Source organism: Geodermatophilus sp. SYSU D00703 (assembly GCF_054050155.1).
Genome location: NZ_JBJGYU010000021.1, coordinates 59,164 through 84,701, shown reverse-complemented (window position 1 = coordinate 84,701; position 25,538 = coordinate 59,164). Strand labels below are relative to the sequence as shown.

Annotated in this window: 23 protein-coding genes and 1 rRNA gene; 19 read left to right on the top strand and 5 right to left on the bottom strand. The window is 76.8% G+C overall.

All coding sequences use genetic code 11. From position 1 onward, the window contains the following. Nucleotides 1–7: 7 nt before the first annotated feature. From rrf to ACI782_RS18390, 3 genes are all read left to right on the top strand, one after another. Nucleotides 8–124, top strand: a 5S ribosomal RNA gene (gene rrf, locus ACI782_RS18400). 1,054 nt (nucleotides 125–1,178) lie between these two features. Then, nucleotides 1,179–1,994 carry a tetratricopeptide repeat protein gene (locus ACI782_RS18395; protein WP_456911520.1) on the top strand — a complete coding sequence of 272 codons (816 nt, stop codon included), beginning with the start codon at nucleotides 1,179–1,181 and terminating at the stop codon, nucleotides 1,992–1,994. 99 nt (nucleotides 1,995–2,093) lie between these two features. Further along, the gene (locus ACI782_RS18390; RefSeq protein ID WP_456911519.1) at nucleotides 2,094–2,453 is read left to right on the top strand and encodes a single-stranded DNA-binding protein; all 360 of its coding nucleotides are present in this window, start codon (nucleotides 2,094–2,096) and stop codon (nucleotides 2,451–2,453) included. A gap of 8 nt (nucleotides 2,454–2,461) precedes the next feature. On the opposite strand, the gene ACI782_RS18385 is transcribed toward ACI782_RS18390, so the two are convergent. Continuing rightward, nucleotides 2,462–3,784, bottom strand: a complete 1,323-nt coding sequence (locus tag ACI782_RS18385) for a DUF1015 domain-containing protein (protein WP_456911518.1) — start codon at nucleotides 3,782–3,784, stop codon at nucleotides 2,462–2,464. Between the two features lie 99 nt (nucleotides 3,785–3,883). On the opposite strand from ACI782_RS18385, the gene ACI782_RS18380 reads away from it, so the two are divergent. Together ACI782_RS18380 and ACI782_RS18375 are read left to right on the top strand one after the other, a co-directional pair. Next, nucleotides 3,884–4,279 (top strand): tetratricopeptide repeat protein, encoded by a 396-nt coding sequence (locus tag ACI782_RS18380; protein ID WP_456911517.1) that lies wholly within the window; start codon nucleotides 3,884–3,886, stop codon nucleotides 4,277–4,279. Next, the gene (locus ACI782_RS18375; protein ID WP_456911516.1) at nucleotides 4,276–5,361 is read left to right on the top strand and encodes an HAD-IIA family hydrolase; all 1,086 of its coding nucleotides are present in this window, start codon (nucleotides 4,276–4,278) and stop codon (nucleotides 5,359–5,361) included. The genes ACI782_RS18380 and ACI782_RS18375 overlap by 4 nt, the downstream gene beginning before the upstream one ends. 76 nt (nucleotides 5,362–5,437) lie before the next feature. Here ACI782_RS18375 and ACI782_RS18370 read toward each other — a convergent pair whose 3' ends face one another. Further along, a complete protein-coding gene (locus ACI782_RS18370; RefSeq protein WP_456911515.1) occupies nucleotides 5,438–5,755 on the bottom strand; it encodes an alkyl sulfatase C-terminal domain-containing protein in 318 nt (105 codons plus the stop codon). Between the two features lie 208 nt (nucleotides 5,756–5,963). Between ACI782_RS18370 and ACI782_RS18365 the strand changes: the two genes are divergently transcribed. The 5 genes from ACI782_RS18365 to ACI782_RS18345 all read left to right on the top strand — a co-directional run bounded on the left by ACI782_RS18365 (nucleotide 5,964) and on the right by ACI782_RS18345 (nucleotide 10,800). After that, the gene (locus tag ACI782_RS18365) at nucleotides 5,964–6,218 is read left to right on the top strand and encodes a hypothetical protein (protein ID WP_456911514.1); all 255 of its coding nucleotides are present in this window, start codon (nucleotides 5,964–5,966) and stop codon (nucleotides 6,216–6,218) included. Then, nucleotides 6,218–7,015 carry a TlyA family RNA methyltransferase gene (locus tag ACI782_RS18360; protein ID WP_456911513.1) on the top strand — a complete coding sequence of 266 codons (798 nt, stop codon included), beginning with the start codon at nucleotides 6,218–6,220 and terminating at the stop codon, nucleotides 7,013–7,015. The genes ACI782_RS18365 and ACI782_RS18360 overlap by 1 nt, the downstream gene beginning before the upstream one ends. Before the next feature lie 61 nt (nucleotides 7,016–7,076). Continuing rightward, nucleotides 7,077–8,111, top strand: coding sequence for an NAD kinase (locus tag ACI782_RS18355; RefSeq protein WP_456911512.1), 1,035 nt, complete (start codon nucleotides 7,077–7,079; stop codon nucleotides 8,109–8,111). Then, complete coding sequence (gene recN / locus ACI782_RS18350; RefSeq protein WP_456911511.1) at nucleotides 8,086–9,954, top strand: DNA repair protein RecN; 1,869 nt, start codon at nucleotides 8,086–8,088, stop codon at nucleotides 9,952–9,954. The genes ACI782_RS18355 and recN overlap by 26 nt, the downstream gene beginning before the upstream one ends. Nucleotides 9,955–10,083: 129 nt before the next feature. Then, nucleotides 10,084–10,800: a methylase gene (locus tag ACI782_RS18345; protein WP_456911510.1), complete on the top strand. Its 717-nt coding sequence runs from the start codon at nucleotides 10,084–10,086 to the stop codon at nucleotides 10,798–10,800. Nucleotides 10,801–10,943: 143 nt separating this feature from the next. On the opposite strand, the gene ACI782_RS18340 is transcribed toward ACI782_RS18345, so the two are convergent. After that, nucleotides 10,944–11,828, bottom strand: a complete 885-nt coding sequence (locus tag ACI782_RS18340) for a TetR/AcrR family transcriptional regulator (protein WP_456911509.1) — start codon at nucleotides 11,826–11,828, stop codon at nucleotides 10,944–10,946. A gap of 180 nt (nucleotides 11,829–12,008) precedes the next feature. On the opposite strand from ACI782_RS18340, the gene steA reads away from it, so the two are divergent. The 8 genes from steA (at nucleotide 12,009) to ACI782_RS18300 (ending at nucleotide 22,625) form a co-directional block, all read left to right on the top strand. Continuing rightward, a complete protein-coding gene (gene steA, locus ACI782_RS18335) occupies nucleotides 12,009–13,196 on the top strand; it encodes a putative cytokinetic ring protein SteA (RefSeq protein ID WP_456911508.1) in 1,188 nt (395 codons plus the stop codon). Next, on the top strand, nucleotides 13,193–14,140 hold the full coding sequence (locus ACI782_RS18330; RefSeq protein ID WP_456911507.1) for a copper transporter: 948 nt from the start codon (nucleotides 13,193–13,195) through the stop codon (nucleotides 14,138–14,140). The genes steA and ACI782_RS18330 overlap by 4 nt, the downstream gene beginning before the upstream one ends. After that, on the top strand, nucleotides 14,137–14,991 hold the full coding sequence (locus ACI782_RS18325; protein WP_456911506.1) for a hypothetical protein: 855 nt from the start codon (nucleotides 14,137–14,139) through the stop codon (nucleotides 14,989–14,991). The genes ACI782_RS18330 and ACI782_RS18325 overlap by 4 nt, the downstream gene beginning before the upstream one ends. 101 nt (nucleotides 14,992–15,092) lie before the next feature. After that, nucleotides 15,093–16,691, top strand: coding sequence for a murein biosynthesis integral membrane protein MurJ (gene murJ, locus ACI782_RS18320; protein WP_456911505.1), 1,599 nt, complete (start codon nucleotides 15,093–15,095; stop codon nucleotides 16,689–16,691). Next, on the top strand, nucleotides 16,684–17,832 hold the full coding sequence (locus ACI782_RS18315) for a glycosyltransferase family 4 protein (RefSeq protein WP_456911504.1): 1,149 nt from the start codon (nucleotides 16,684–16,686) through the stop codon (nucleotides 17,830–17,832). Before murJ ends, ACI782_RS18315 begins: the two co-directional genes overlap by 8 nt. Continuing rightward, nucleotides 17,829–20,306: a hypothetical protein gene (locus ACI782_RS18310; RefSeq protein ID WP_456911503.1), complete on the top strand. Its 2,478-nt coding sequence runs from the start codon at nucleotides 17,829–17,831 to the stop codon at nucleotides 20,304–20,306. Before ACI782_RS18315 ends, ACI782_RS18310 begins: the two co-directional genes overlap by 4 nt. Beyond that, a complete protein-coding gene (locus ACI782_RS18305; RefSeq protein ID WP_456911502.1) occupies nucleotides 20,275–22,023 on the top strand; it encodes a CTP synthase in 1,749 nt (582 codons plus the stop codon). Before ACI782_RS18310 ends, ACI782_RS18305 begins: the two co-directional genes overlap by 32 nt. 2 nt (nucleotides 22,024–22,025) lie before the next feature. Continuing rightward, entirely contained in the window at nucleotides 22,026–22,625 is a 600-nt protein-coding gene (locus tag ACI782_RS18300) for an NUDIX domain-containing protein (RefSeq protein ID WP_456911501.1), read from the top strand. 212 nt (nucleotides 22,626–22,837) lie between these two features. Here the strand turns inward: ACI782_RS18300 and ACI782_RS18295 are convergent, their stop codons facing one another. Further along, the gene (locus ACI782_RS18295) at nucleotides 22,838–23,503 is read right to left on the bottom strand and encodes a hypothetical protein (RefSeq protein ID WP_456911500.1); all 666 of its coding nucleotides are present in this window, start codon (nucleotides 23,501–23,503) and stop codon (nucleotides 22,838–22,840) included. A 47-nt stretch (nucleotides 23,504–23,550) separates the two neighbouring features. Continuing rightward, nucleotides 23,551–24,162, bottom strand: coding sequence for a hypothetical protein (locus ACI782_RS18290; RefSeq protein WP_456911499.1), 612 nt, complete (start codon nucleotides 24,160–24,162; stop codon nucleotides 23,551–23,553). 230 nt (nucleotides 24,163–24,392) lie between these two features. Here ACI782_RS18290 and ald point away from each other — a divergent pair, with 230 nt between their 5' ends. Further along, nucleotides 24,393–25,508 (top strand): alanine dehydrogenase, encoded by a 1,116-nt coding sequence (ald, locus tag ACI782_RS18285; RefSeq protein WP_456911498.1) that lies wholly within the window; start codon nucleotides 24,393–24,395, stop codon nucleotides 25,506–25,508. The last annotated feature ends 30 nt before the right edge of the window (nucleotides 25,509–25,538 follow it).

Sequence of the window (25,538 nt, the reverse complement as noted above, 5' to 3'; positions counted from 1 at the left end):
ACAGCGTTACGGCGGCCATGGCGAGAGGGAAACGCCCGGATCCATTCCGAACCCGGAAGCTAAGCCTCTCAGCGCCGATGGTACTGCCCCGGCGACGGGGTGGGAGAGTAGGACGCCGCCGGACAACCATTCACGGAACGGGGGTCAGAGCCACGAGCTCTGGCCCCCGTTCTCGTGCTTTCATGCATTTTCTCCCCGGCACTCGTGGGTGTCGTGACGAGCATCGAGGTACGCACACAGTCATGACTTCTCCACGTCGAGGCGCCGGCGGCTCCGGTGGGCAGGGTGGTCCCCGTGGCGGCCGCGGCGGTGGTCAGGGACGTCCCCAGCGGCCGGGGGATCCTCGGGGTGCGGGCGGCGGCCAAGGGGGCTACCAGGGGCGTCGTCCGACCGGTGGCGGGCCGGCCGGAGCCGGTCGCGGCAGGCGTGATGAAGGTCAGGACCGTCGTCCCGTTGACGAGCGCGGTCAAGGAAGTCGTCCGGAGCGGGGACGCGGTGAGGGGTCGGGTGGGCCGGGTGGCGGCTGGCGGGACCGCCGGCCGCAGGACGACCGCCGGTCGCAAGGTGAGAGGTCGTCCTGGCAGGGCCGGACGGAGCGCGGCGGCGCACAGCGGTCGGAGGCGTCCCGCTCCTCGTGGCAGGACCGGCGTCCGCAGCGGGACCGGCCGCAGCGGCCCGGGGATGCCCGCGGGGAGTGGCGGGACCGCCGGGCGGAGGGGGAGGCTCCCGACGGCCCGCGGGGGAGCTCGCAGGGCGGGCGGCAGCAGCGTTCCGGTGGTCTCCAGGGCAGCTGGCAGGAGCGGCGGCCCAGCGCGGGCCGGCCTGCCGGCGAGCGACGTCAGTCGGCCGCCGGCGGGCGCGGCTCCTGGCAGGAGCGTGGTCCCGCTGGGGACCGCCCACGGCGGCCTGAGGACGTGAACCGGGGGTCCTGGCAGGAGCGTGGTCCCGCCGGGGACCGCCCACGGCGGCCTGAGGCCGGGGACCGGGGGCCCTGGCAGGAGCGCCGTCCGCAGCGCGGAGCCGGCGCCGGGGGCGGACGGGGGGACTGGCGGGACCGCCGTCCCACGGACGACCGGCGCGGACGCCCGACGAGGAACGCCCCCACCGACCGGACGCCGCCTGCGCCGGCCGGCCCTCCGGTCCCCGAGTGGGCGGACCCGCGCGACCTCGACCCGTCGGTGCGGCAGGCGCTGCGCGGGCTGGACCCGCGCAACGCCACGCGGGTGGCGGAGCACCTCGTCGCGGCGGGCACGCTCGTCGACGACGACCCGGACGTGGCGTTGGCACATGCCCGCGCGGCCCGCGACCGGGCGTCGAGGATCGCGGCCGTGCGCGAGGCCGTGGGCGTGGCGGCGTACCACGCGGGCGACTACGCCGAAGCCGCGCGGGAGCTGCGTGCCTACCGGCGGATGAGCGGCGACGAGGGCTACCGCGCCGTCCTCGCCGACTGCGAACGCGCCCTCGGCCGGCCGGAGGTCGCGCTGCGCCTGGTCCGGGAGGCGCTCGACGCGCGTCCGGACGCCGACGAGGTCGTCGAGCTCCGCCTGGTGGAGGCCGGTGCGCGGCAGGACCTCGGCGAGCTGCCCGCGGCCCGGTTGGTGCTCGAGGACGCCCTCGGTGGCCGCCCGCGTCCGGAGTCGGTCGACCTCAGCGACCCGGGCGCGCTGCGGTTGGCCGGCGCCTACGCCGACCTCCTGGCGGCGGCGGGGGAGGATGCGCCGGCGCAGGCGTGGACGGCGGCCGTCGCCGCCCACAGCCCCGTGGAGGTCGACGTCGAGTTCTCCGAAGAGGAGCTGCCCGCCGAGGATCTCTCCGCGGGGGAGGCCGCGGCAGCGGAGGACGTCGCGGCACCGGGTGCACCCGCCGAGTCGTTCCCCGAGCCGGTCCCGGCGACGGACGACGAGCAGGAGCTGGTCCTCGACGAGGACATCGAGGCCGAGGTGGCCGAGCTGCTCGGCGAGATCGAGCCGCCGGAGGACCCGGGGGAGCACTGACCACCGACACCGGGCCGGCGTCCGTCCACACCGCCTGTGGTGTTCCACAGACGGACGCCGGGCCTGTGCCGTGGCAACGCCGGCGGCGAGGCTGCGGTCATGAGCGTGGCAGTGATCGACCGGAACGACGTGGTGCTCCGCGGGCGGCTGTCCGCGCCCGCGGAGCTGCGGACCCTCCCCAGCGGGGACACGCTGGTCACCTTCCGCCTGGTGGTGCGCCGACCCGAACCCCGGGCGCGGGGCCAGTCCGTCGACGTCCTCAGCTGCATCACCTACGACCGGGCGTTGCAGCGCCGGGTCGCCGCCTGGGAGGCGGGGAACGTCGTGGAGGTGGAGGGGGCGCTGCAGCGCCGCTTCTGGCGGACACCGAACGGCACCGCGTCGGTGTGCGAGGTCAACTGCCGACGCGGCCGGAAGGTGCCCCGGTCGTCCGGCGGGACGACGGTCGCGAGCGCGTGACCGGCCGGTCAGTCGGTGTGCGGGCGGAGGACCAGCCCGGTGCGGGGCTTGGGGACGAACAGCGTCGACTTCCGTGGCATCCGCGCGCCGGCGCGTGCCACGGCGGCCACGTCGGCCGGCGACGGGGCGCGCAGCAGGACGGCGATGCCGGAGTTGGCCTGCGCCTGGTCGAGTGCCTCGTCGAGGGTGTGGACGACCATGACCGAGCGCGGGTCGTCGCCACGTTCCCACAGTCGCTGGAACAGGCCGTGGTGGGCGAGCACGACGTCGAGCGCTCGCCAGGCGGCCGGCGCCCCCTCGGGGACGGTGGCGCGGACCTCCTCGGTCGGGCCGCTCAGCCGCAGCAGGCGGCGGCCGTCGGTCACCAGCAGGCCGGACGCGTCGGGTTCGGCCAGCCACCGGCGCGCGGTGCCGGCGACCCCGCCGTCGTCGACGCCGAGCTCGTCGACGGCGAAACCGGCGGCGGCCCGGCCGACCGCGTCCTCCAGCGGCAGGTGGGGAACCACCCGGTGGATGCCGTGCACCCGCAGGCCGCCCGGCCCCATCGGCGTCACGAGGGCGAGGATGGCCTGCGCGCCGGGGACGCCGGCGCTGATCCGCGCGTGCGACAGGGCCGCGGCGAAGCGGTGGTGCCCGTCGGCGATCACCGCACCGGTACGGGCCAGGGCGACCCGGACCCGCTCCAGGAAGTCGGGGTCGACCACCCGCCGCAGCGCGTGCCGCACGCCGTCGCCGTCGACCACCACCAGGTCCGGCTCTCCCTCGCACGCGGCGGCGGTGAGGCGGCGCAGCTCCGGGTCCGGGTCGTGGGCCAGGACGATCGGTTCCAGGTCGGTGCCGGTGGCGGCCAGGAGAGCCCGGCGTCCCTCCACGGCGACCGGATAGGTGTCCTCGTGCGGGAGCACGGCCCGGGAGCCGGCCGGCGGCAGGCCGACGGCGGCCAGCCAGCCGACCGTGGCCGCGGCCCCGTCCGGCGGCCGCATCTCGTAGACCCACATGGCGGGCGTCGTGTCCCGTTCGAGCACGCCGCCGGACTCCCACTCGCGCAGCGTCCGGGCCGCCTGGTCGACCGACCGGCGCAGGGCATCCACACCGGAGTCGCCCGGTGCCGGTGCGACGCGGGGGAGGATCAGGCGGACGACGTTGTGCGGGTCGGCCTCCGCCAGGCGCTCCCGCCCATCCGGCGTCACCAGGTCGTAGGCTGGCGAGCTCACCCGGGCCAGGTACCCGGGGTCTCGTTGCCGGTAGGTCAGGGCGCGGAAGGGCCGGACCTCGAGCCCTGTCGCTGCGGGGTGCGGGGAGTCCGCCGACGACGAGGGCACGATGGGCATCGTAGGAGCGGTGCAGCCCGGTCCGCTGTCGCGGCCGCGTTCGACCACGGGTCGGCGGTGCGTGCGCCGGCCGGGAGCACTCGGACCGAGGGGGCAGCGGTGGATGACACGGGGGCTCCCGGGGGCGGCGTGTACGAGTGGTACCAGCGCGGGCTGCACCTGCTCGCCAACCGCGACCCGGCGGCGGCAGCGACCATCCTCGCCCGTGCCGCCGAGGCCGAGCCCGGATCACGCAGCCTGCTCGAGGCCCTCGGCCGCGCCCAGTACGACGCGGGGCGCTACGACGAGGCGATCGGCACCTTCCGCGAGTTGATCAGCCGGAATCCCACCGACGACTACGCGCAGTTCGGTCTCGGGCTCGCCGCGAGCCGGGCGGGCGACCTGGACCTGGCCGCCGAGCACCTGGCCCTCGCCGTGGCCATGCGCCCCGACGTCACCCACTACTCACGGGCGCTGCGGGGCGTCCGGGCCCGGCGCTCGGGGGCGACCCCGTGACCGGACCCCCGCTGCCCTCCCTGGCCGGCGGCGCCGCGGAACCGCCCACCGCGGCCTACGACGTGGCCCTGCTCGACCTCGACGGCGTCGTGTACGTCGGCCGCGACGCGGTGCCGGGCGTGCCCGATGCCCTGGCCGCGGCCCGCGCCGCCGGGATGCGGCTGGGGTTCGTCACCAACAACGCGGCCCGGACGCCGGGGGAGGTCGCCGGGCACCTGACCGACCTGGGGATCCCGGCGGGGCCCGGCGACGTGATCACCAGCTCGCAGGCGGCCGCCTCGGTCGTGGCCCAGCGACTCGGCCCCGGGGCGCGGGTGCTCCCGGTCGGCGGGCCCGGGGTGGCCGCGGCGCTGCTGGCCGCCGGGCTGACCGTCGTGGAGCGGGCCGAGGACCACCCGGCGGCGGTCGTGCAGGGCTACGGGCGGGACGTCGGCTGGGCGCAGCTGGCCGAGGCGGTCGTCGCGGTGCGCAACGGCGCGCAGCACGTGGCCACCAACACCGACGCCACGATCCCCTCACCCCGCGGTCCGCTGCCGGGCAACGGCGCGATGGTGGGCGTGGTCGCCGGCGTCACCGGCCGGGCGCCGCTGGTCACCGGCAAGCCCGATCCGGCCATGCACGCGGAGTGTGTGCGGCGCACCGCCGCTCGCCGGCCCCTCGTGGTCGGGGACCGCCTCGACACCGACGTCGAGGGCGGGCGCCGCGCCGGGGCGGCCAGCCTGCTGGTGTTCTCCGGTGTCACCGATCCCGCGTCCCTGCTCGCCGCCGGGCCGCAGCGCCGGCCCGACCTGCTGGCCCCCGACGCCTCCGGCCTGCTCGACGTCCACCCAGCGGTGATCCGCGACGGCGGCGCGTGGCGGTGCCGTCGCTGGGAAGCCCGGCCGGTGGGGGAGGGCGGCCCGCTCCAGCTGCGCTGCGACGACGCGTCTCCCGAGGTGGACAGCCGGGACGGGCTCGACGGGCTGCGCGCCCTCTGTGTCGCACACTGGGCCCTGCACCCCGACGACGCCGTGCCGGCGGCGGTCCGGGCGACCGACGAGGTCGCCGCGGCCGCGCTCACGCGCTGGGCACTGGCGGGCTGACGTGCCCGGGGCCGCGCCGGAGCGCCGCACGCCGACACCGGCGGGGGGCCGTCGCGCCCGGGATGCGGACGCCGGCTCAGAGCATCTTGCGCAGCCGCAGGAGGTCGCGCAGGCCTGCCTCGAGCTTGACCCGGCCCGTCGCCCACGCCGGACCGAACGACAGTTGGCCGTCGGTCAGCGCCACGAGGTCGTCACTGGTCATGGTGAGCCGGATGTCGGCCTTCTCCAGCGACTGGTCCTCCGGTTCGGCACGCAGCTCGTGGACCCGTCCACGGGCCAGCCGCCCGCGGACGACCTGTCCGAGGTCGGGCAGCCGACAGGACAGGCTCCTGTCCAGGCCCTCCGCGGCCGGGCTCGCGGCGAGGTCCCCGAGCACGCTCTTGAGGGCGGTCATGCACTGATCCATCGTGGCCACGCGGGCGGGCCTCCACGGCGAGAAGGAAGGGGGCGGGCGGAGGCTATCCCTCGGCCGGTGACCCGTGCCCGTCGTCCGCGGCCGGTAACCTCGCGGGCCGGGGACGCATCCCCCGAGACGCGCTCCGCGGCGAGCGCCTCCCCAGCCGGCGTCACGGCCGCGACCACCACATCCCGAGAGGCGGACGATGACCGAGCCGAGTCGACCGCGACCGGTCCCGGGGCCTCCCCGGCCCGGCCCGCGTCCGTCGGGCGGTCCGGGGCCGGTCACCGGCCTGCGCTCGGCGGGCCTCCACGCGCAGGACGGGACGGCCGCGCCGGGGTCTCCGGACGCCGCGCCCTTCGCCGGCCTCGGCCGTCGACCGGTCGCCGAGCACGTGGCCGTGTTCGAGGCCGAGCACGCGCGGCTGCAGCGCGAGCTGGCCACGATCGACCAGCTCTGATGGTCCGCCGCAGCCGGCTCGACGCGGAGCTCGTGCGACGCGGGCTGGCCCGCTCCCGCGAGCACGCGGTCGCGCTCATCGCCGAGGGGCGGGTCGCCGTCTCGGGGCGGGCCGCCACCAAGCCCGCCACCGGGGTCGACGCCAACACGCCCGTGGTCGTGCGCACCGACCCAGACGAGCCCAGCTGGGTGTCGCGCGGCGCGCACAAGCTGCTCGGCGCCCTCGAGGCCTTCCCGGTGAGCGTCGAGGGCCGGCGTGCCCTGGACGCCGGCGCCTCCACCGGCGGCTTCACCGAGGTGCTCCTCCGCCGGGGCGCCCGGGAGGTGGTCGCGGTGGACGTCGGCTACGGCGAGCTGGCCTGGTCCCTCCGCACCGACGAGCGGGTCACCGTGCTGGAGCGCACCAACGTCCGCTCGCTGACCCCCGAGCAGATCGGCGGCCCGGTGGACCTGGTCGTGGCCGACCTGTCCTTCATCTCGCTGCGGCTGGTGCTCCCCGCGATCACGGCCTGCGCGACCGCCGAGGCCGACCTGCTCCCCATGGTGAAGCCGCAGTTCGAGGTCGGCCGGGAGCGGCTCGGCGCGGGCGGGGTCGTGCGGGACCCCGCGCACCGGGAGGCGGCCGTGCTGGACGTCGCCCGGGCCGCCGCCGACCTCGGGTGGGGGACGGCCGGGGTGGTCGCGAGCCCCCTGCCCGGCCCGGCGGGCAACGTCGAGTTCTTCCTGTGGCTGCGGCGCGACGCCGGGCGGCCCCGCGAGGACGACGTCCACCGGGCGGTCGAGGAAGGACCATCGTGAGGCAGTGCGCCAGCGCAGCCGTGCCGGCAGCGGAGCCGGCACGCATCCCCGAGGAGGCACCGTGAGCGAGGTCAGCCCCGCCCTGTGGGCGCCGAGCGGGAGCCGGCACGTCCTGCTCGCCGTGCACACCGGCCGGCAGGACATCGTCGAGCTCGCCCGCAGCTCCGCCGCCCGCCTGGCCAAGGCCGGCATCACCGTCCGGCTGCTCGAGGAGGAGGCGGCCGCGCTCGGCATCGAGGGCGCCGAGGTCGTGCCCGCCGACGCCGAGGCCGCCCGCGGCGCGGAGATCGTGATGGTCTTCGGCGGTGACGGCACCTTCCTGCGGGCCGCCGAGCTGGCCCGCTACAGCAACGCCGCGCTCATGGGGGTCAACCTCGGCCGCGTCGGCTTCCTCGCCGAGACCGAGCCCGAGGCCGTCGAGGAGACCCTCACCGCCATCGAGCGGTGCGAGTACTCCGTGGAGAAGCGGCTGGCCATCGAGGTCGACGTCCTCGACGCGACCGGCGCCGTCGTGGGCGGGACGTGGGCGCTCAACGAGGCGTCGGTGGAGAAGTCGGAGCGGTCACGGGTCCTCGACGTCGTCCTCGCCATCGACGGGCGGCCGCTGACCAGCTTCGGCTGCGACGGGGTCCTGTTCTCCACCCCGACCGGCTCGACCGCCTACGCCTTCTCCGCGGGGGGCCCGGTGGTCTGGCCCGACGTCGAGGCGATGCTCGTGGTGCCGTCGAACGCGCACGCGCTCTTCGCCCGGCCCTTCGTCACCTCACCGGACTCGGTGCTCACCGTCGCCATCCCCACCGACGGCAACCGGGCGCGGGTGTCCGCCGACGGGCGGCGGGCGCTCGAGGTCCCCGAGGGCGGGCGGGTCGACGTCCGCCGGGCGGCCCGGCCGGTCCGCATCGCGCGGGTGCACGCGACCACCTTCGGCGACCGGCTGGTGGCCAAGTTCGGCCTGCCGGTCCGGGGTTTCCGGGACGCCCGTCGGCACGACCCAGGGCACGAGCTCACCCCCGGCCGCAACGTGCTCACCCGCGGCTTCGTCCGCGCAGAATCCGGGAAGGAGGGCAGCGGTGGCGGCACGGACGACGACGCGTGAGAAGCGGGCGCCCCGCTCGGGCGACCCCGCCGCCGAGGTGCACGGGCAGACGGCGGCCGGATCGGCTCCCGCTGTCAGCGCCGCCGCGTCCCAGGCGGACGACCGGCTGGGCCGGCTGACGGAGCTGCGCATCCGCGGGCTCGGCGCGATCGACGACGTCACCCTCGAGCTCGGCAGCGGGCTCACCGTCGTCACGGGGGAGACCGGCGCCGGGAAGACGATGGTCGTCACCGGCCTGACGCTGCTCTTCGGTGGCCGCGCCGACCCCGGGCGGGTGCGCGCCAACGGGCGGGCGGGGGTCGAGGGCCGGCTGGCCCTCCCGGCCGACTCGCCCATCTGGGAGCGGGCCGCCGAGGCCGGCGCCGACCCCGACGACGACGGCAGCCTCATCCTCGCCCGCACGGTCAGCGCCGAGGGCCGCTCCCGCGCCCACCTCGGCGGCCGCAGCGTGCCGGTCGGTGTGATCGCCGAGATGGCCGAGGGGCTGCTCGCCGTGCACGGGCAGAGCGACCAGCTGCGGCTGTCCCGGCCGGCCGAGCAGCGGCGCGCGCTGGACCGCTACGCCGGCCCGGCGCACTTGGAGCTGCTCGACCGCTACCGCACCGCGTACACCTCCTGGCGGGAGCTCGCCGCCGACCTCGACCGGCGCCGCGGCCAGGCCCGGGAGCTCGCCCAGGCCGCCGACGTACTGCGGCACGGGCTCGAGGAGATCGACGGCGTGGCGCCGCAGCCCGGCGAGGACGAGGAGCTCGACGCCCAGGCGCGGCGGCTCAGCGACGCCGACGCGCTGCGGGCGGCCGCCGACGAGGCCCGCATGGCGCTGGTCGGCGACGTCACCGGCGACCTCGGCGGGGACGACCTGCCCCAGGACGCCGCCGCGGCCCTGGCCATCGCCGAGCGCGCGCTCGCCGCGTCCGACGACCCCACCCTGGTGATGCTCGCGCAGGACCTCGCCGACGCGGTCGCCGTGGTCTCCGACGTCGCCGGTCAGCTGGCCGGCTACGTGGCCGACCTCGACGCCGACCCCGCGCGGCTGGCGGAGGTCCTCGACCGCCGTGCGGCGATCACCGCCCTGGTGCGCAAGTACGCCGACGTGGGCGAGGGCGTCGCCGGGGTGCTGGCCTGGGCCGAGGACGCCCGCAACCGGCTGGCCGAGCTGGACGTCTCCGACGAGGCGCTGGAGGCGCTCGAGGCCGCCCGCGACACCGCACGGGCCGAGGTCGACGAGCTGGCCGCCCAGGTCTCGGCGGGGCGGCGCGCGGCCGCGGACGGGTTCGCCGCGGAGGTCGGCCGGGAGCTGGCCGGGCTGGCGATGAAGAGCGCCCGCGTCTCCTTCTCGATCGACAGCCACCCCGACGAGCCCGGTCCCGAGGGCATGGACGAGGTGGCGCTGCTCATGGCCGCCCATCCCGGCGCCCCGCCGCGGCCGGTGCACAAGGGCGCGTCCGGCGGTGAGCTCTCACGAGTGATGCTCGCCATCGAGGTGGTCTTCGCCGGCGCGGACCCGGTGCCGGTCATGGTCTTCGACGAGGTCGACGCCGGCGTCGGTGGCCAGGCCGCGGGCGAGATCGGGCGGCGGCTGGCGCGGCTGGCCCGCGACCACCAGGTCGTCGTCGTCACCCACCTGGCGCAGGTGGCCGCGTTCGCCGACACCCACCTGGTCGTGGACAAGTCCCCTGACACCGGCGCCGGGGTCACCGCCACCGACATCCGCGCCGTCGACGGGGAGGACCGGGTGCGCGAGCTGGCCCGCATGCTCTCCGGGCTCACCGACAGCGACACCGGCCAGGCCCACGCCCGGGAGCTGCTCGCCGTGGCGGCGACCGCCCGAGCCGCCGCCTGACCCCTCGTCGCCAGGGCGGGGGACGGGAGGAGTGGACGCCGGACGGCCGGGGTAGGGGTCGGTCGTGCGCAACCGAGCTCAGGTCGACGTCGACCGCCTCGCCCCCCGTTCGACTGCCGGCGCCGCCCGGTGAGCTGCTTCTCGTCCGCCGACGAGTCGGCGCACTACGGGTTCTCCGTCTGCATGCTGCTGCAGCAGTACCGCGAGCAGTTGGGCTGGGAGCGGGAGGGCGTCGTCGAGCTCGGCACCGGCGACGCCACCGCGATCGCCGACGTGGTCGCCGGCCTGCCCGGGCTGCGGGTGCGCAGCTTCGACATCAGCGCGCCGTCGGTCGAGAAGGCACGGGAGAACATCGCCACCCGCGGGGTGGCCGACCGCTACACGGTGGAGCTCGGCGACTTCTTCGACAGCGCCGACTCCGCGGGCGGTCCGGAGGTGTCGACGGTGATCGCCAACCCGCCCTACATCCCGGCGCCGGACCGCGACATCCTCATGCCCGAGCTCTGGGGCGGAGTCCACGGCAACGACCTGGCCCTGCAGCTGCTCAAGGCCGGCTACCGCAACGTGGTCGTCGCCGTCCCCAGCTACTCCGATCCGGAGACGACCGTCCGCACCGCCGGCGACCTCGGCTACCGGGTGGCCAACTTCCTCGCCATGGGACTGGACTACGGCCCCTACAGCTCCGAGCCCAAGGTGCGCGAGCACGTCCGGACGATGTGCGCCGAGGGTCGCGGCTGGGCCGGCGAGGACGAGTACATGGTGGCGGTCGCGCTGTTCACCCAGGACCCGGACATCCCCGGCGACCGCTCCACCCAGCTCCTGCGCGCCCTGCAGATCGGGAGCTGACCGGAGGCGGTTCCTGAGGAGAGCCGCCCTGCGAGGCGGTTCGAGGAGTGGGGGCCGGAGGCTCCCGCGACGACGGCCGGGTGGGGCTCAGCGCAGGTCGGGGACGGCACCTGGCCGCGGTGTCGTCCGGTAGGACGACGATGTCATGGCCGCCGCTTGGCGTACCCGGCCAGGCCGAACTGCAGCAGGGCCAGGCCGCGCTCGCCGCGGGCGCGCAGCTCCGCGGTCAGCTCGGGCCCGGTCACGCCGGCGAGCACGCGGTCGCGGGCCAGCTCCAGCAGAGCCGCGTACAGGCCGAGCACCGAGTGGGCCGCCAGCCACGGCGCCAGCTCCCCGGGCTCGGGCCGGGTCTCCCCGGCGATCAGCTCGGCCAGCGCCGCGGTGAGCTCGCCGATGATCTCCCGCTCGCGCACCTGCAGCGTGTGGCTGCCGCGGATGATGCGCGCCATTTCCGCCACGCCGGCTGCCGCCTCCGGCGCGCCGAGGCCGCTCATCGCCCGGACGACGAAGGTGCCCGCCGCCGCGGTGACCGACTCACCGGCCGGCCGGGTGCGCACGGCGTCGAGCAGCGCGGCGCGCATCGGCGGGTCGGCCTCGAAGACCAGCCCCTCCTTGACCGGGAAGTGGTTGAAGACGGTCTTCTCGACCACGCCGGCCCGCTGGGCGATCTCCACCACGCTGACCGCGTCGAACCCGCGCTCGGCGAACAGCTCCGCGGCGGCGTCGACGATCGCGGCGCGGGTCTGCTGGCGCCGGCGCTCGCGCAGGCCCGGCCCGCGCCGGGCGCGCCGTCCGCGGCGACCGCGGGAGGTCGGCTCCGCCTCGGCGGCCGACGGCGGGGCGGACGCGGACACGGCCGCGGCACCGGGCAGCGGCGGGGGAGCGTCCTGGGCGGCAGCATCGTGCGGGGCGGCGTCCGCGTCCGGTGCCGGCGGCGGGATGTCGGCCTCCGGGGTGTCCACGGGGCCGTCGGCGCGCAGGTCGTCGTCCTCGTGCGTCCGGCCGACCGCATGCGCCCCTCGTGTCACCCGCGCAACGCTAGACAGCGCAGTTGGGGAGCCGGGTAGGGCCGCCGGGACCGGCGTGTCCGGCGTGTCGCGATCCTCGTGGTGTCGGACACTGTGTGTGAGCGAGACGTTGCACACGCGCGCGGGTGGAGATGCGAGTCGGTGGACGGCCCGTCTCCGCCCGCGTGGGAGAGTGCAGGGATGCGCATCGGTTCCCTGCGTCGCGGCCGGGCTCCCGAGGCGGCCCCCGGCGTGACCGGCACGGTGCGGCTGGACCGCCGCACGAAGAACCTCACCAAGCGGCTGCGCCCCGGTGACATCGCCGTCATCGACCACGTCGACATCGACCGGGTCAGCGCCGACTCCCTCGTGGCCTGCCGGGTCGCCGCGGTGGTCAACGCCTCGGCCAGCATCTCCGGCCGCTATCCGAACCTCGGCCCCGAGATCCTCGCCCACGCCGGCATCCCGCTGGTCGACAACGTGGGCAAGGAGGTGCTCTCCGCCATCAAGGAGGGCACCCACGCCCGCCTCGACGGCAACCGCCTGGTGCTCGACGACGGCACCGTCGTCGCCCAGGGGATGGAGCAGACCCCGGAGTCCATCGCCGAGGCGATGGCCGAGGCGAAGGCCGGGCTGTCCACGCAGTTGGAGGCGTTCGCCACCAACACGATGGAGTACATGAAGCGCGAGCGCGCGCTGCTGCTCGACGGCGTCGGCGTGCCCGACGTCGCGACCCCCATCGAGGGGCGGCACGTGCTGGTCGTCGTCCGCGGCTACGACTACAAGGAGGACCTGCAGGCGCTGCGGTCCTACATCCGCGACTACCGGCCGGTGCTCGTCGGCGTGGACGGCGGTGCCGACGCGCTCAAGGAGGCCGGCTACCAGCCGGACATGATCATCGGCGACATGGACTCGGTGAGCGACGACGTCCTGCGCAGCGGCGCCGAGGTCGTCGTCCACGCCTACGCCGACGGGCGCGCCCCGGGTCTGGCCCGCGTCCAGGACCTCGGGGTCGACGCCATCACCTTCCCGGCCGCCGCGACCAGCGAGGACATCGCGATGCTGCTGGCCGACGAGAAGGGCGCCAAGCTCATCGTCGCCGTCGGCACCCACGCCACCCTGGTGGAGTTCCTGGACAAGGGCCGCGGGGGCATGGCCTCGACCTTCCTCACCCGGCTGCGGCTGGGCGGCAAGCTCGTCGACGCCAAGGGCGTGAGCCGGCTCTACCGCAGCCGCATCTCGACGACGGCGCTGGTGGTCCTGGTGCTCGCCGCCTTCATCGCGATCGGGTCGGCCCTCGCGGTCTCGGCAGCCGGCCGCGTCTACTTCGACCTGCTGGTCGACCAATGGAACAGCTTCGTGTTCTGGCTGGAGAACCTCTTCTCGTGATCGACTTCCGCTACCACCTGGTCTCCCTGATCGCGGTGTTCCTGGCCGTGGCCCTCGGCATCGTCATCGGCACGACCGCGCTCAACCAGCCGATCCTCGCCGACCTCGAGACCCAGGTGGGCGCGCTGACGCAGGACAAGCGCGACCTCGAGGACTCCAACCGCGACCTGCAGGCCGCGCTGGACACCGGCGACGCCTTCGAGGAGGCGGTCGCCCCCGCCCTGGTCGCGGGCAGCCTCGAGGGCCGCACTGTCGTCCTCGTGGTGACCGGCGAGGAGGTCGTGGCCGACACCGTCGACGAGGTCTCGACCCTGATCGGCCAGGCCGGCGGGACCGTGAACGGCACCGTCCAGCTCCAGCCCGAGTACAGCGACCCGGCCACCGCCAGCAGCCTGCAGAGCTACGTCACCGGGCCGGGGCTGCCGACGGGGGTCACCCTCCCGGAGACCGACGACACCGGCCAGCTCGTTGCCGCGCTCCTCGCCCAGGTGCTCATGCGCCCGACCGGCGGGGAGGCGCCGGACACCGCCGCGCTCTCCTCGGTGCTCGCGGGCCTGTCCGCGCTCGAGGTCCTCACCCAGGAGTCGCCCGCGGTGACCCCGGCCGACTACGCCGTCGTCCTCACCGCCGGGGCCTTCCCCGACGAGGAGGCCGACGACCGCACCGGCACCCTCGTCGACCTCGCCCTGGCCCTCGACGCCGGCGGCTCGGGCGCGGTCGTCGCCGGGGACGCGCCGTCGGCCCGCGAGACCGGGCTGGTCGGCGTCATCCGGGCCGACCCCGAGACCTCCGCCGCGGTGTCCACCGTCGACAACGTCCAGGCCGCGGCCGGCCGGGTCAGCACGGTGCTCGCGCTGACCCGGGAGCGCGAGGGCACGTCCGGCAAGTACGGCACCGGCGAGGACACGCAGCCGGTGCCGCCGGTCCCGGCCGCCACCCCGTGACCCGCCGCGCGGACGGCGGCCCGCGGCGCCGGCTGCTCCTCGTGCTCGGCGGTGCGGCCGCGGCGCGGCTCGGCCTGGCCGCGGGTGCCGCGGTCACCGCCCGCCCGGCCGGTGCGCCGTGGCGGCGCACCAACTACGCCGGCCGGCCGGTCACCCTGCTCGGTGGCCCGGCGCTGGCCGCCGCCGCCACCGGCAGCGCGGTCGCCGGCGCCGTCCCCGGCTGGCGGGCGGCCGCCGCGGTCGCCGGGACCGTCTCCGGGCTGGTCGGCGGTTACGACGACCTCGCCGGCGCCCGTCCCGAGCAGGCCCGCGACAAGGGGCTCGCCGGCCACCTGCGCGCGCTGCGGGCGGGGCGGGTCTCGGCCGGCGCGGTCAAGGTCGCCGGCATCGGCGCCGCCGCCGCGGCCGCGGCGCTGCTGACCCGGCGGGAGCGGGGGGCCAGGGCGTTGGCCGACGCCGTCCTCACCACCGGGCTGGTCGCCGGCACGGCGAACCTGGTGAACCTGCTCGACCTGCGCCCCGGGCGGGCGGCCAAGGCCGCGAGCCTGGTCGCCCTCGCCGGCCTGCGCGGGCCCGCCGGGACCCTGGTGGCCGGCCCGCTCGGCGCGAGCCTCGCGGTGCTGCCCGCGGACCTCGGCGAGCGGGTCATGCTCGGCGACTGCGGCGCCAACGCCGTCGGTGCCCTGCTGGGCCTGCGGCTGGCCGCGCTGCCCGGGCGTCCGGCCCGGGCCGGCCTGCTCGCCGGCGTCGTGGCCCTGACCCTGGCCAGCGAGAAGGTCAGCTTCACGAAGGTCATCGAGGCCACCGCGGGCCTGCGGGAACTGGACCGGCTCGGCCGCCGGTCCTCGTGAGCGACCTCGCGAGCTCACCGATGGACGCAGCGAGCCGGGCTCAGGTCGCGGACGAGCGCCCGCGGGGAGGCCGGGCGAGCCGCAGGCGCCTGGCGTCCGGCGTGGCCGGCGCTGCCGCACTGATCGCCGTCCTCACGATCCTGGCCCGGCTGGCCGGGTTCGGCCGGACCCTGGTGTTCACCAACGCCGTCGGCGCCCACAGCACCGGGGACACCTACCTGGCGGCCAACAACGTCCCCAACATCGTCTTCGAGGTCGTCGCCGGCGGCGCGCTGGCGAGCCTCGTCGTGCCGATGCTGGCCGGGGGCATCGCCGCCGGCGACCGGGAGCAGGTGCGCCGCACCGCCTCGGCGCTGCTGGGATGGAGCCTGCTGGTGCTCACCCCGCTGGCGGTCCTGGTCGCGGTGCTCGCCGAGCCGATCGCCCGCATGCTGCTGGGCGGCGCGGACCCCGAGCAGGTCGACCTCGCCGCCCGGTTCCTGCTGGTCTTCGCGCCGCAGGTGGTCCTCTACGGCGTCGGCATCGTGCTGACCGGCGTGCTACAGGCGCACCGCCGGTTCGGCGGACCGGCGCTGGCGCCCCTGCTGTCCAGCGTCGTGGTTGTGGCGGCCTACCTGGCCTTCGCCGCCATCGGCGGCAGCCGGACGGCCGAGGACCTGTCGACCCCGGCCGAGCTGGTCCTCTCCGTGGGGACGACGCTCGGCGTGGCCGCGCTGAGCCTGAGCCTGCTGGTCCCGCTGCGGCGGCTGCGGTTGGGCCTGCGCCCGTCGCTGCGCTTCCCGGTCGGTGCCGCGCCGCGGGTGCGGCGGCTGGCGCTGGCCGGCGTGCTCACCCTCGCCGGGCAGCAGCTGGTCGCCGTGGTGGCGATCCGGCTGGCCAACGCCGGGGCCCCGGACGGCACGCAGGTGGTCTACACGGCCGGGCTGACCCTGTTCCTCGTGCCGTGGGCGGCGCTGGCCGTGCCGCTGGCCACCTCGGCCTACCCCGGCCTGGCCGAGCGCGCCGAGACCGGCGACGAGACCGGGTTCCGCCGCGCGCTGGCCCCGGTCACCGTGCTGGTGGTGGCCGGCTCGCTCGCGGCCGCGGCGGTGCTGGTGGCGGTGTCCGGGCCGATGGCGCGGGTGTTCCTGGCCGCGGAGTCCCCGGACACCGTCGGCGCGCTGCGGGACACGATCGTCGCCTTCGCGCCCGGCCTGCTCGGTTACGGCCTGGTCGCGGTGCTCACCCGGGCCCTCTACGCCCGCGGCCGGTGGAAGGCGCCCACCGCCTGCGTGCTCGGCGGGTGGCTGCTCGCGGTCGCCGCCGACGTCGTCCTGGCGGCAGCGCTGCCCGCGGCCTCCCGCGGCGTGGCGCTGGGCGCCGGGCACACGGTCGGGGTCACCGTCGCCGGCCTCGCGCTGCTCGTCGTCGTCGCCCGCGAGGTCGGCCGGGCCGGGCTGGCCGGGGTGCTGCGGACCGGCGTCCCGGCCCTGCTCGCGGCCGGGCTCGGCGCCGCCGCCGGGCTCGCCGTCGCGCGGCTGCTGGGCGCCGACCCCGTCGCGGAGGGCGGCCTGGTCGGTGTGGTCGTCGCCGGTGTCCTCGCCGCGGCGGCTGCCCTCGCCGTGGCGGGGGCGGTCATGATGGGCACGGCGCGGGGCCCGCTGCGGGCCGCCGTGCGCGGGCTGCGAACGTCGGATCGGCAGGAGGTGCACGGTGGCTGAGCCGCTGCCGCTGGCGGGCCGCCGGGTCGCCGAGGTGCTGGCCACCAGCACCGGTGGCGTGGGCACGCACGTGCGCTCGGTGCTGCCCGCCCTGCTGGCGGCCGGCGCCGCGGCCGGGGTCTGCGGGCCCGCGGCGACCGAGCGGCTGTTCGCCTTCACCGCGACCGGCGCGCGGTTCGCCCCCGTGGAGATCTCCGCCGGCCTGGCCCCGCTCGCCGACGCCCGCGCCGTCGCCGCGCTGCGGCGGGCCACCGCCGGCGCCGACCTGGTGCACGCCCACGGGCTGCGGGCCGGGCTGGTGGCCGCCGCGGCCCGCCGGCTGGGGGACCGGGACCGCCCGCTGGTGATCACCCTGCACAACGCGCTGCCCGAGGGCGGCGGCGTCAAGCGCCGGGTGCTGTCCGTCGCCGAGCGCGCCACGATCCGCAGCGCCGACGTGGTCCTGGCCGCCTCGGGCGACCTCGCCGAGAACGCGTGGCGGCAGGGGGCCCGCGACGTGCGCGTCGCCCCGGTCTCCGCGCCGCCGCTGCCTCCGCCGGGGCGCGGCCGCGACGAGGTCCGCACCGGGCTCGGCCTCGCCGACGGGCGGCCGCTGGTGGTCGCCGTCGGCCGGCTGCACCCGCAGAAGGGGTACGACGTCCTGCTGGACGCCGCCGCCCGGTGGGCCGGCGACCCGCGGCTGCCGGTGGCGCCGCTGGTCGCCGTCGCGGGCGACGGCCCGCTGCACGACGAGCTGGACCGGCGGATCGCGGACGAGCGGCTGCCCGTCGTCCTGCTGGGCCGGCGCAGCGACGTCGCCGACCTGCTGGCCGCCGCCGACCTCGCCGTGCTGCCCTCCCGCTGGGAGGCGCGCTCGCTCACCGCGCAGGAGGCGCTGCGCGCGGGCACGCCGCTGGTGGCCAGCCGCACCGGCGGGCTGCCCGAGCTGCTCGGCGACGGCGCGGAGCTGGTCCCGGTGGGGGACCCCGCCGCGCTGGCCGAGGCCGTCGCCGGACTGCTCGCCGACCCCGACCGGGCCCGCACCCTGGCGGGGGCCGGCACCCGCCAGGCGGCGACCTGGCCGGACGAGGCGGCCACGGCGCGGCAGCTGGTGGCCGTCTACCGCGAGCTGCTCGGACCACCGGAGGCCGGCGCCCGATGAGTCCGGTCGCACGAGGCGGAGCCCGCTGCGCAGCCCTGCTGCTCGCGGTCCTCAGCGTGCTGCTGGCCGTCGCCGGCGGCGCGTCGGCCGTGCCGGCTCCGGACGGCGGGGCGACTGCCGACCGCGTCCTCGTCGTCGGCGTGCCCGGACTGGTGTGGAGCGACGTCGACCCCGAGGCGACGCCGCAGCTGTGGGCGCTGGCCGAGCGCTCGCCGATCTCCGCGGTGTCGGTCCGCGCCGCCCGGGCCACCAGCTGCCTGCTCGACGGCTGGGCCACCCTGGGCGCCGGCAACCGTGCCCGCTTCCCGGCCCCGGACGAGTCGGTGCCGCCCGTGCCGCTGCCCACCGTGCCGCTGCCCGGCGAGACCCCCGGCGCGGAGGACCCGGCGGACGCGAACGCGCCGCCCGAGGACGACGCGGTGCCCGAGGAGCAGGCCGCCCCGGTGCCCCCGGCCAGCCCGGCGCTGTCGCACTGCGGGCTGCAGGAACGGCTCGCCGCGGACGGGCTGGCCGATCCGCAGTCGGCGGTCTCCGCGGTCGCCGGCGACGAGAGCACCGCCCGGTTCGGCGCCGAGCCCGCGGCCCTGGGCACCGCGGTCGGCTGCGCCACCGTGGTGGGCCGCGCACCGGCGCTCGCTGCCGCCGCGCCCGGGGTGGCCCTGTCGCAGACCGACACCCTGCCCACCGACCCCGCCCTCGTGGGGCAGCTGCTCACCGGCTGCCCGCTGACCCTGGTCTCGCTCGACGCGCTGGTCGACGCGGGCGAGCCGGCGCTGGAGGGCAGCGACACCGGCACCGAACCGCAGCCGCGGGCCGCCGCCCTCGCCGCCATCGACGACGCCGTCGGCCGGCTGGTCGAGGCGGTGGCGGCGACGCCGGGGGAGACCCTGCTCCTGCTGCAGGGGATCTCGGAGGTCAACGACGGCCGGCCGCAGCTGCACGTGGGCATCGCCTCGGGCCCCGGCCTAGACGGGCCGGGCTGGCTCACCTCGGCCAGCACCGGCCGGGCGCCCTACACCCAGCTCATCGACGTCGCGCCGACCGTGCTCGCCGCCCTCGGCCTGGCCGAGCCGGCCTCGATGAACGGCCAGCCGCTGCGGGCGGGCGGGGAGCGGCCCGGGCTCGCCGAGGCGGTGGACGTCCTCGACCGGGCGAACACCGCCGCGACGGTGCACTACCGCAGCACCGGCGCGTTCTTCTGGGCCCTGGTGCTGGTCAACGGCGCGCTCGTCGCGCTGGGGCTGCTGGTGGCCGGCGGGCGCCGCCGCGACCGGGCGCCGCGGCCGGCGGGGGAGCGGCTGCGCGGCGCCGTCCGGCCGGTCGCCCTCGGGGTCGCGGCGCTGCCGGTGGCCACCCACCTGGCCGGGCTGCTGCCGTGGGAGCGGGCCGGCGCGCCCCGACTCGCGCTGGCCGCCTCGGTGGTCGCCGCCGCGCTCGCCGTCCTCGCCGTCGCCGCGCTGGGCCCGTGGCGCACCTCCCGGCTGGGGCCCCCGGCCGCCGTCCTCGCCATCACCCTGGCCACGCTGGTCGGGGACGTGCTCACCGGGTCGCACCTGGAGCTCAACGGCCTGCTGGGCTACGACGCGATCGTCGCCGGCCGGTTCACCGGCTACGGCAACCTGTCCTTCGGGCTGCTGTCGGTCAGCGCGCTGCTGCTGACCGCGGCGGCCGCGACGGCGGCCGGACGGCGCGCTCCCGCGGGCCGCACCCGGGCCGTCGTGGCCGGCACCGTGCTGGGCGCGGGCCTGCTCACCGTGCTGGTCATCGGCGCGCCGTCCCTCGGACGGGACTTCGGCGGCGTGCTCGCCGCGCTGCCGGGGTTCGTGCTGCTGGCCATGCTGCTCACCCGCACCCGGGTGACGGTGACCCGGCTGGTCGCGGTCCTCGCGCTGGCCGTCGTCGCCGTGAGCACGCTGGCGGTGGTCGACTGGCTGCGCCCGCCGGCCGAGCGCAGCCACCTGGGGCGGTTCGTCGAGCAGGTGCTCACCGGCGAGGCGTGGACGGTGGTGGGCCGCAAGGCCGAGGCCAACCTCGGCATCCTGCTCGGCAGCCCGCTCGCCTGGATGCTGCCGGTCGCGCTGGTCGCCGCGGTGTGGCTGGTCCGCCCGGCCGGGGGACGGTGGGGCGGGTGGGTGCAGAGCTGGTTGCCCGCTCGGCTCCGGGGGCCGGGTCTGCTGCGCGGCCGGGCCGACCTGCTGCCGGCCGGCGACCTGGCCCCGCTGCGGGCCGGGCTCGTCGCCGGGGCGTTGAGCCTGGCGGTCGGCGCGGCGGCCAACGACTCCGGCGTCGCCCTGCCCGCGACGGCGGCGTCCCTGCTCGTCCCGCTGCTGGTCTGGCTGGCGGCGGCACCCCGCGCGAGCGGCGCGGAGGCCCGCGAGGTGGCCGACGGCACGCCCGGTCCGGACCCGGTCGAGGGGCCCGACCGTGTTACGGTCGTCTCCCGTGGATCGACCGTCTGGAACGCGGAACAGTAACTACGGGCCGGGGGGTCTCCTCCACAACTCGCAGCCGACGAAGTTCGTCTTCGTCACCGGCGGTGTGGTCTCCTCCCTCGGCAAGGGCCTGACGGCCAGCTCCCTCGGCGCCCTCCTCTCCAGCCGTGGCCTGCGGGTCACCATGCAGAAGCTGGACCCCTACCTCAACGTCGACCCCGGGACGATGAACCCGTTCCAGCACGGCGAGGTCTTCGTCACCGAGGACGGCGCCGAGACCGACCTCGACATCGGTCACTACGAGCGGTTCCTCGACACCGACCTGACCGGCCGGGCCAACGTCACCACCGGCCAGGTCTACAGCGACGTGATCGCCAAGGAGCGCCGCGGCGAGTACCTCGGCGACACCGTCCAGGTCATCCCGCACATCACCAACGAGATCAAGGCGCGCATCCTCGCCGGCGCCGACCAGGACGAGGACGGCCGCCGGGTCGACGTCGTCATCACCGAGATCGGCGGCACCGTCGGCGACATCGAGTCGCTGCCCTTCCTCGAGGCCGCCCGCCAGGTGCGGCACGAGATCGGCCGGGACAACTGCTTCTTCCTGCACATCTCGCTGGTGCCCTACATCGCGCCGTCCGGCGAGCTGAAGACCAAGCCCACCCAGCACTCGGTGGCCGCGCTGCGGAGCATCGGCATCCAGCCCGACGCGCTGGTCTGCCGGTCGGACCGGGAGATCGGCACCGGGCTCAAGCGCAAGATCAGCCTGATGTGCGACGTCGACGCCGAGGGCGTCATCTCCTGCCCCGACGCGCCGTCGATCTACGACATCCCCAAGGTGCTGCACCGCGAGGGCCTGGACGCCTACGTCGTCCGGCGGCTGGGGCTGCCCTTCCGGGACGTCGACTGGACCGTCTGGGGCGACCTGCTCGACCGGGTGCACGCGCCCAAGCAGACGGTGACGATCGGGCTGGTCGGCAAGTACATCGACCTGCCCGACGCCTACCTGTCGGTCACCGAGGCGCTGCGGGCCGGCGGCTTCGCCCACCGCAGCCGGGTGGAGATCCGGTGGGTGCCCTCCGACGACTGCGAGAGCCCCGAGGGGGCCGAGCGGGCGCTGGCCGGCGTCGACGGGGTCTGCATCCCCGGCGGCTTCGGGGTCCGCGGCATCGAGGGCAAGCTCGGCGCGATCCGGTACGCGCGGGTCAACGGCGTCCCGCTGCTGGGCCTGTGCCTGGGCCTGCAGTGCATGGTGATCGAGACCGCGCGCAACCTGGCCGGGCTGCCCGACGCCAACTCCACCGAGTTCGACCCCGACACACCCGACGCCGTCATCGCGACCATGGCCAGCCAGGTCGACGTCGTCGCCGGCGAGCGGGACATGGGCGGCACGATGCGGCTGGGCAGCTACCCGGCCAGCCTGCAGAAGGGCTCGGTCGTGGCAGAGGCCTACGGCAGCACCGAGATCACCGAGCGGCACCGGCACCGCTACGAGGTGTCCAACGCCTACCGCGCCAAGCTCGGCGACGTCGGGCTGGTCTTCTCCGGGACCTCGCCCGACGGCCTGCTCGTGGAGTTCGCCGAGCTGCCGCGGGAGAGCCACCCGTTCTTCGTCGGCACCCAGGCCCACCCGGAGCTCAAGAGCCGCCCCACCCGGCCGCACCCGCTGTTCGCCGCGTTCGTGCAGGCGGCGATCGACTTCTCCGAGTCCGCGCGGCTGCCGGTGCCGGTGGACGAGGCCGAGAAGGTCGGGATCTGACGGTGGTGGAACCCACGCGGCCCGGCGAGTACGAGGTCGTCGCGAGCGAGACGCTGCACGAGGGCCGGATCATCACGCTGGTCCGGGACACCGTCGCCATGCCCGGCGGCGGGACCAGCGACCGCGAGGTCGTGCGGCACATCGGCGCGGTCTGCGTGGCCGCCGTCGACGACGAGGACCGGATCGTGATGGTCCGCCAGTACCGGCACCCGGTCGGCGGGTACCTGTGGGAGCTGCCGGCCGGCCTGCGCGACACCGACGGCGAGGCCCCGCTGGCGACCGCGGTGCGGGAGCTGGCCGAGGAGGCCGGCCTCTCCGCGGAGCGGTGGTCGCTGCTGGTCAACAGCTACAGCACCCCCGGCTTCTGCAGCGAGCAGGTGCTCATCTACCTCGCCGAGGGGCTGACGGAGGCCGACCGGCCGGAGGGCTTCGTCGTCGAGCACGAGGAGTCGGACATGACCGTCGAGCGGGTGCCGCTCGCCGACGCGATCGCCCGTGTGCTCTCCGGCGGCATCCGCAACGCCTCGGCGGTCATCGGCGTGCTCGCGGCGGCGCAGGTGCGCGCCACGAAGCCGGAGCTGCGCCCGGCCGACGCCGAGTGACCTGAGGGTCGGTCGAGGGAGCGCCCCGGGGTCTGCGGACGCTCGTGCTCTGCCCACGTGGGTGGGCAGAGCACGAGCATGCCGAGACCTCCCGTGTGCCTGCGCTGCGGGTACTGGCACCCTGCGTCCACCGGGCACGCAGAGCACGAGCACGCGGGGAACGACCTCGGTCCGCGAGGCTCCCGGTCGGCTCGCGCGGGCCGGCCGCCCGTTCAGCCGATGACGACCGGCGTCGTCGTCCCCACCTGCACCCAGCGCGCCGACAGGCTGTCGCGCACCTCCTCCTCCAGCCAGAAGACGTAGGGCACGCCGCGCTGCAGGCCGGTGAACCGGACGGCCACCGGGACGCAGCCGTCGGGCTGGGCGGCGACCAGCGTCGGGTGCGCGGGCTGGGAGCCGGTCACGAGCCGCTGGCCGACCGCCTGCACGCGGTAGCGCTGGACGTCGTCGTGGCCGTCGGCCTGCCAGGTGACCTCGGCCGTCCCCGGCCCGGGCACCACCGCGGGCAGGATCCGGCGCGGGTTGGCGTACCCGCCGCACAGCGACGGGCCGGGCTCGGTCACCAGCGGCGTCCCGCGCGGCACCACCGGGTCGGGCACGTCGAGGTCCACCCCGCGCGGAGCGACGGGCGCGGGGCCGGTGGCGACCACCGGGGGCTCGACGACCGGCTCCGGCGCGGGGGCGAGCGCAGCCGCGGGCGGGGTCACCGGCTGCGGCACCGACGGCCGCGTCGGCGTGGTGACCGCGGTGAGCTGGGCGGCGAGCGTGCCGGCCGGCGCGCTCAGCGTGACCAGGCCGACGGCCAGCACGCCGACCGCGGTGCCGTACCGGCCGCCGCGCGACCGCCGCGACCGCCGTCGTCCCGCCGATCCGGCCATGACGCCTCCCGTGTCCGGGAGAGACATCGGCACCGACGGAGCCGACCTCAACGCCAACCGGTCGCCGGGGTCTCCGGCGTCGCCAGGCCGAGCCGCTCGAGCTCGAGGCGGGCCAGCGCACGGGTGGCGTCGCCGTCGCCGGCGCGCCAGGCGGCCGCCGTGCCGGCCGGCAGCGCGGCCAGCCGGGACAGCGGGGCGGTCGCCAGCGCCCGCGCGGCCAGCACCTCGGGATCGAGCCCCCGCGCGGCGCGGGCCTCCCGCGCCCAGCCCAGCCGCCAGGGCAGCCAGCGCAGCAGCAGCCAGCCCACCGGCAGCACCACGAGGACGACGCCCAGCACCGCGGCCAGGGTGCCGACGGCGTCCTGCGCGGCCTGCCCCGCCCCGCCGACCGAGGTCCCGGCGCTGCCCAGGGCGTCGAACGGGCGGGCCAGCTCGTCGCCGACCACGGGGACGTCCCCGGCCACGTCGGCCGCCGACGCCATGTTCCCGGCCACCGACGAGCCGAGGTCCTCGACGGCCCGGCCCGGCTCGGCGAGCACGAGGACCGCGCCGTGGACCACCCGGGCCACGACCGCCCACGCGACGACCCAGGCGACCAGGCCGAGGTCGGCCGCGAGCTGGCGGGCCCGCAGGCCGGGGCGGGCGGCGTACAGCGGCATGGGGGCGTCCTCCAGGTCGGGGGCGGGGCGAGGTCGAGGGCGGGGCGCAGGCCCCCTACCCGCCGCCGGTGGCCGATCACCCGGCCAGGTGGCGCGGCACACGTCGGAACCGGGAGGAGCCCCCGCGCCCGCCTAGACTCCGCGCGAGGCCCGCCCCGACCGGGCGGCCCAGACGCGTGCGGGACGTGCCGTCATCCTCGGGCGCCCCGCCGGGACCAGGAGAGCGCGCGATGCGGGTCGGGGTTCCCCGAGAGCTCAAGAACCGGGAGTACCGGGTGGCGCTCACCCCCGCGGGGGTGACCGAGCTGGTGCGCGCCGGGCACACGGTGCTGGTCGAGGGCGGGGCGGGTGAGGGGTCCTCCATCCCCGACGCCGACTACACCGCCGCCGGCGCGCGGATCGTCGAGTCGGCCGACGACGTGTGGGCCGACGCCGACCTGCTGCTCAAGGTGAAGGAGCCGGTCGCCGAGGAGTACGGGCGGCTGCGCGAAGGGCAGACCCTGTTCACCTACCTCCACCTGGCCGCGTCCAAGGAGTGCACCGACGCGCTGGTCACCTCAGGTACCACCGCGATCGCCTACGAGACCGTGCAGACCCCGGACGGTGCCCTGCCGCTGCTGGCCCCGATGTCGGAGGTGGCCGGCCGTATGGCCCCGCAGGTCGGCGCGCACAGCCTGGAACGGGCGCACGGCGGGCGCGGGGTGCTGCTCGGCGGCGTGTCCGGCGTCTACGCGGCCAAGGTCGTCGTCATCGGCGCCGGGGTGTCCGGGATGAACGCCGCCGCGATCGCGCTGGGCATGCAGGCGGAGGTCGTCGTCCTGGACAAGGACATCGACAAGCTGCGCGCCGCCGACCGCATCTACCAGGGGCACCTGCAGACGGTGGCCTCCAACGCCTACGAGGTCGAGCGCGCCGTCCTCGACGCCGACCTGGTGATCGGCGCGGTCCTGGTCCCCGGCGCCAAGGCCCCGACGCTGGTGAGCAACGAGGTGGTGTCGCGGATGAAGCCCGGGTCGGTGCTGGTCGACATCGCGGTCGACCAGGGCGGGTGCTTCGAGGACACGCGGCCCACCACGCACGACGAGCCGACCTTCCGCGTGCACGACTCGGTGTTCTACTGCGTGGCGAACATGCCGGGCGCGGTGCCGAACACCTCGACCCACGCGTTGACCAACGTGACGCTGCCCTACGTCATGGCGCTGGCCAACGAGGGCACGGCGGACGCGGTCCGCACCGACCGCGCGCTCGCCCACGGGGTGAACGTCGTGGCCGGGCAGGTCGTGCTGCCCGAGGTGGCGCAGGCGCACGGCATGACGGCCGTACCGCTCGAGGAGGTGCTGTCCTGACGACAGCGACGGGAGCATCGCAGCGAGCGC

What these genes read in the sequence shown, in the direction of transcription:
- ACI782_RS18370 (WP_456911515.1), bottom strand. Translation starts at nt 5,755, where the DNA reads ATGACCGCCCTCAAGAGCGTGCTCGGGGACCTCGCCGCGAGCCCGGCC.
- ACI782_RS18385 (WP_456911518.1), bottom strand. Translation starts at nt 3,784, where the DNA reads ATGCCCATCGTGCCCTCGTCGTCGGCGGACTCCCCGCACCCCGCAGCG.
- ACI782_RS18365 (WP_456911514.1), top strand. Translation starts at nt 5,964, where the DNA reads ATGACCGAGCCGAGTCGACCGCGACCGGTCCCGGGGCCTCCCCGGCCC.
- ald (WP_456911498.1), top strand. Translation starts at nt 24,393, where the DNA reads ATGCGGGTCGGGGTTCCCCGAGAGCTCAAGAACCGGGAGTACCGGGTG.
- ACI782_RS18290 (WP_456911499.1), bottom strand. Translation starts at nt 24,162, where the DNA reads ATGCCGCTGTACGCCGCCCGCCCCGGCCTGCGGGCCCGCCAGCTCGCG.
- ACI782_RS18360 (WP_456911513.1), top strand. Translation starts at nt 6,218, where the DNA reads ATGGTCCGCCGCAGCCGGCTCGACGCGGAGCTCGTGCGACGCGGGCTG.
- ACI782_RS18390 (WP_456911519.1), top strand. Translation starts at nt 2,094, where the DNA reads ATGAGCGTGGCAGTGATCGACCGGAACGACGTGGTGCTCCGCGGGCGG.
- steA (WP_456911508.1), top strand. Translation starts at nt 12,009, where the DNA reads ATGCGCATCGGTTCCCTGCGTCGCGGCCGGGCTCCCGAGGCGGCCCCC.
- ACI782_RS18310 (WP_456911503.1), top strand. Translation starts at nt 17,829, where the DNA reads ATGAGTCCGGTCGCACGAGGCGGAGCCCGCTGCGCAGCCCTGCTGCTC.
- ACI782_RS18295 (WP_456911500.1), bottom strand. Translation starts at nt 23,503, where the DNA reads ATGGCCGGATCGGCGGGACGACGGCGGTCGCGGCGGTCGCGCGGCGGC.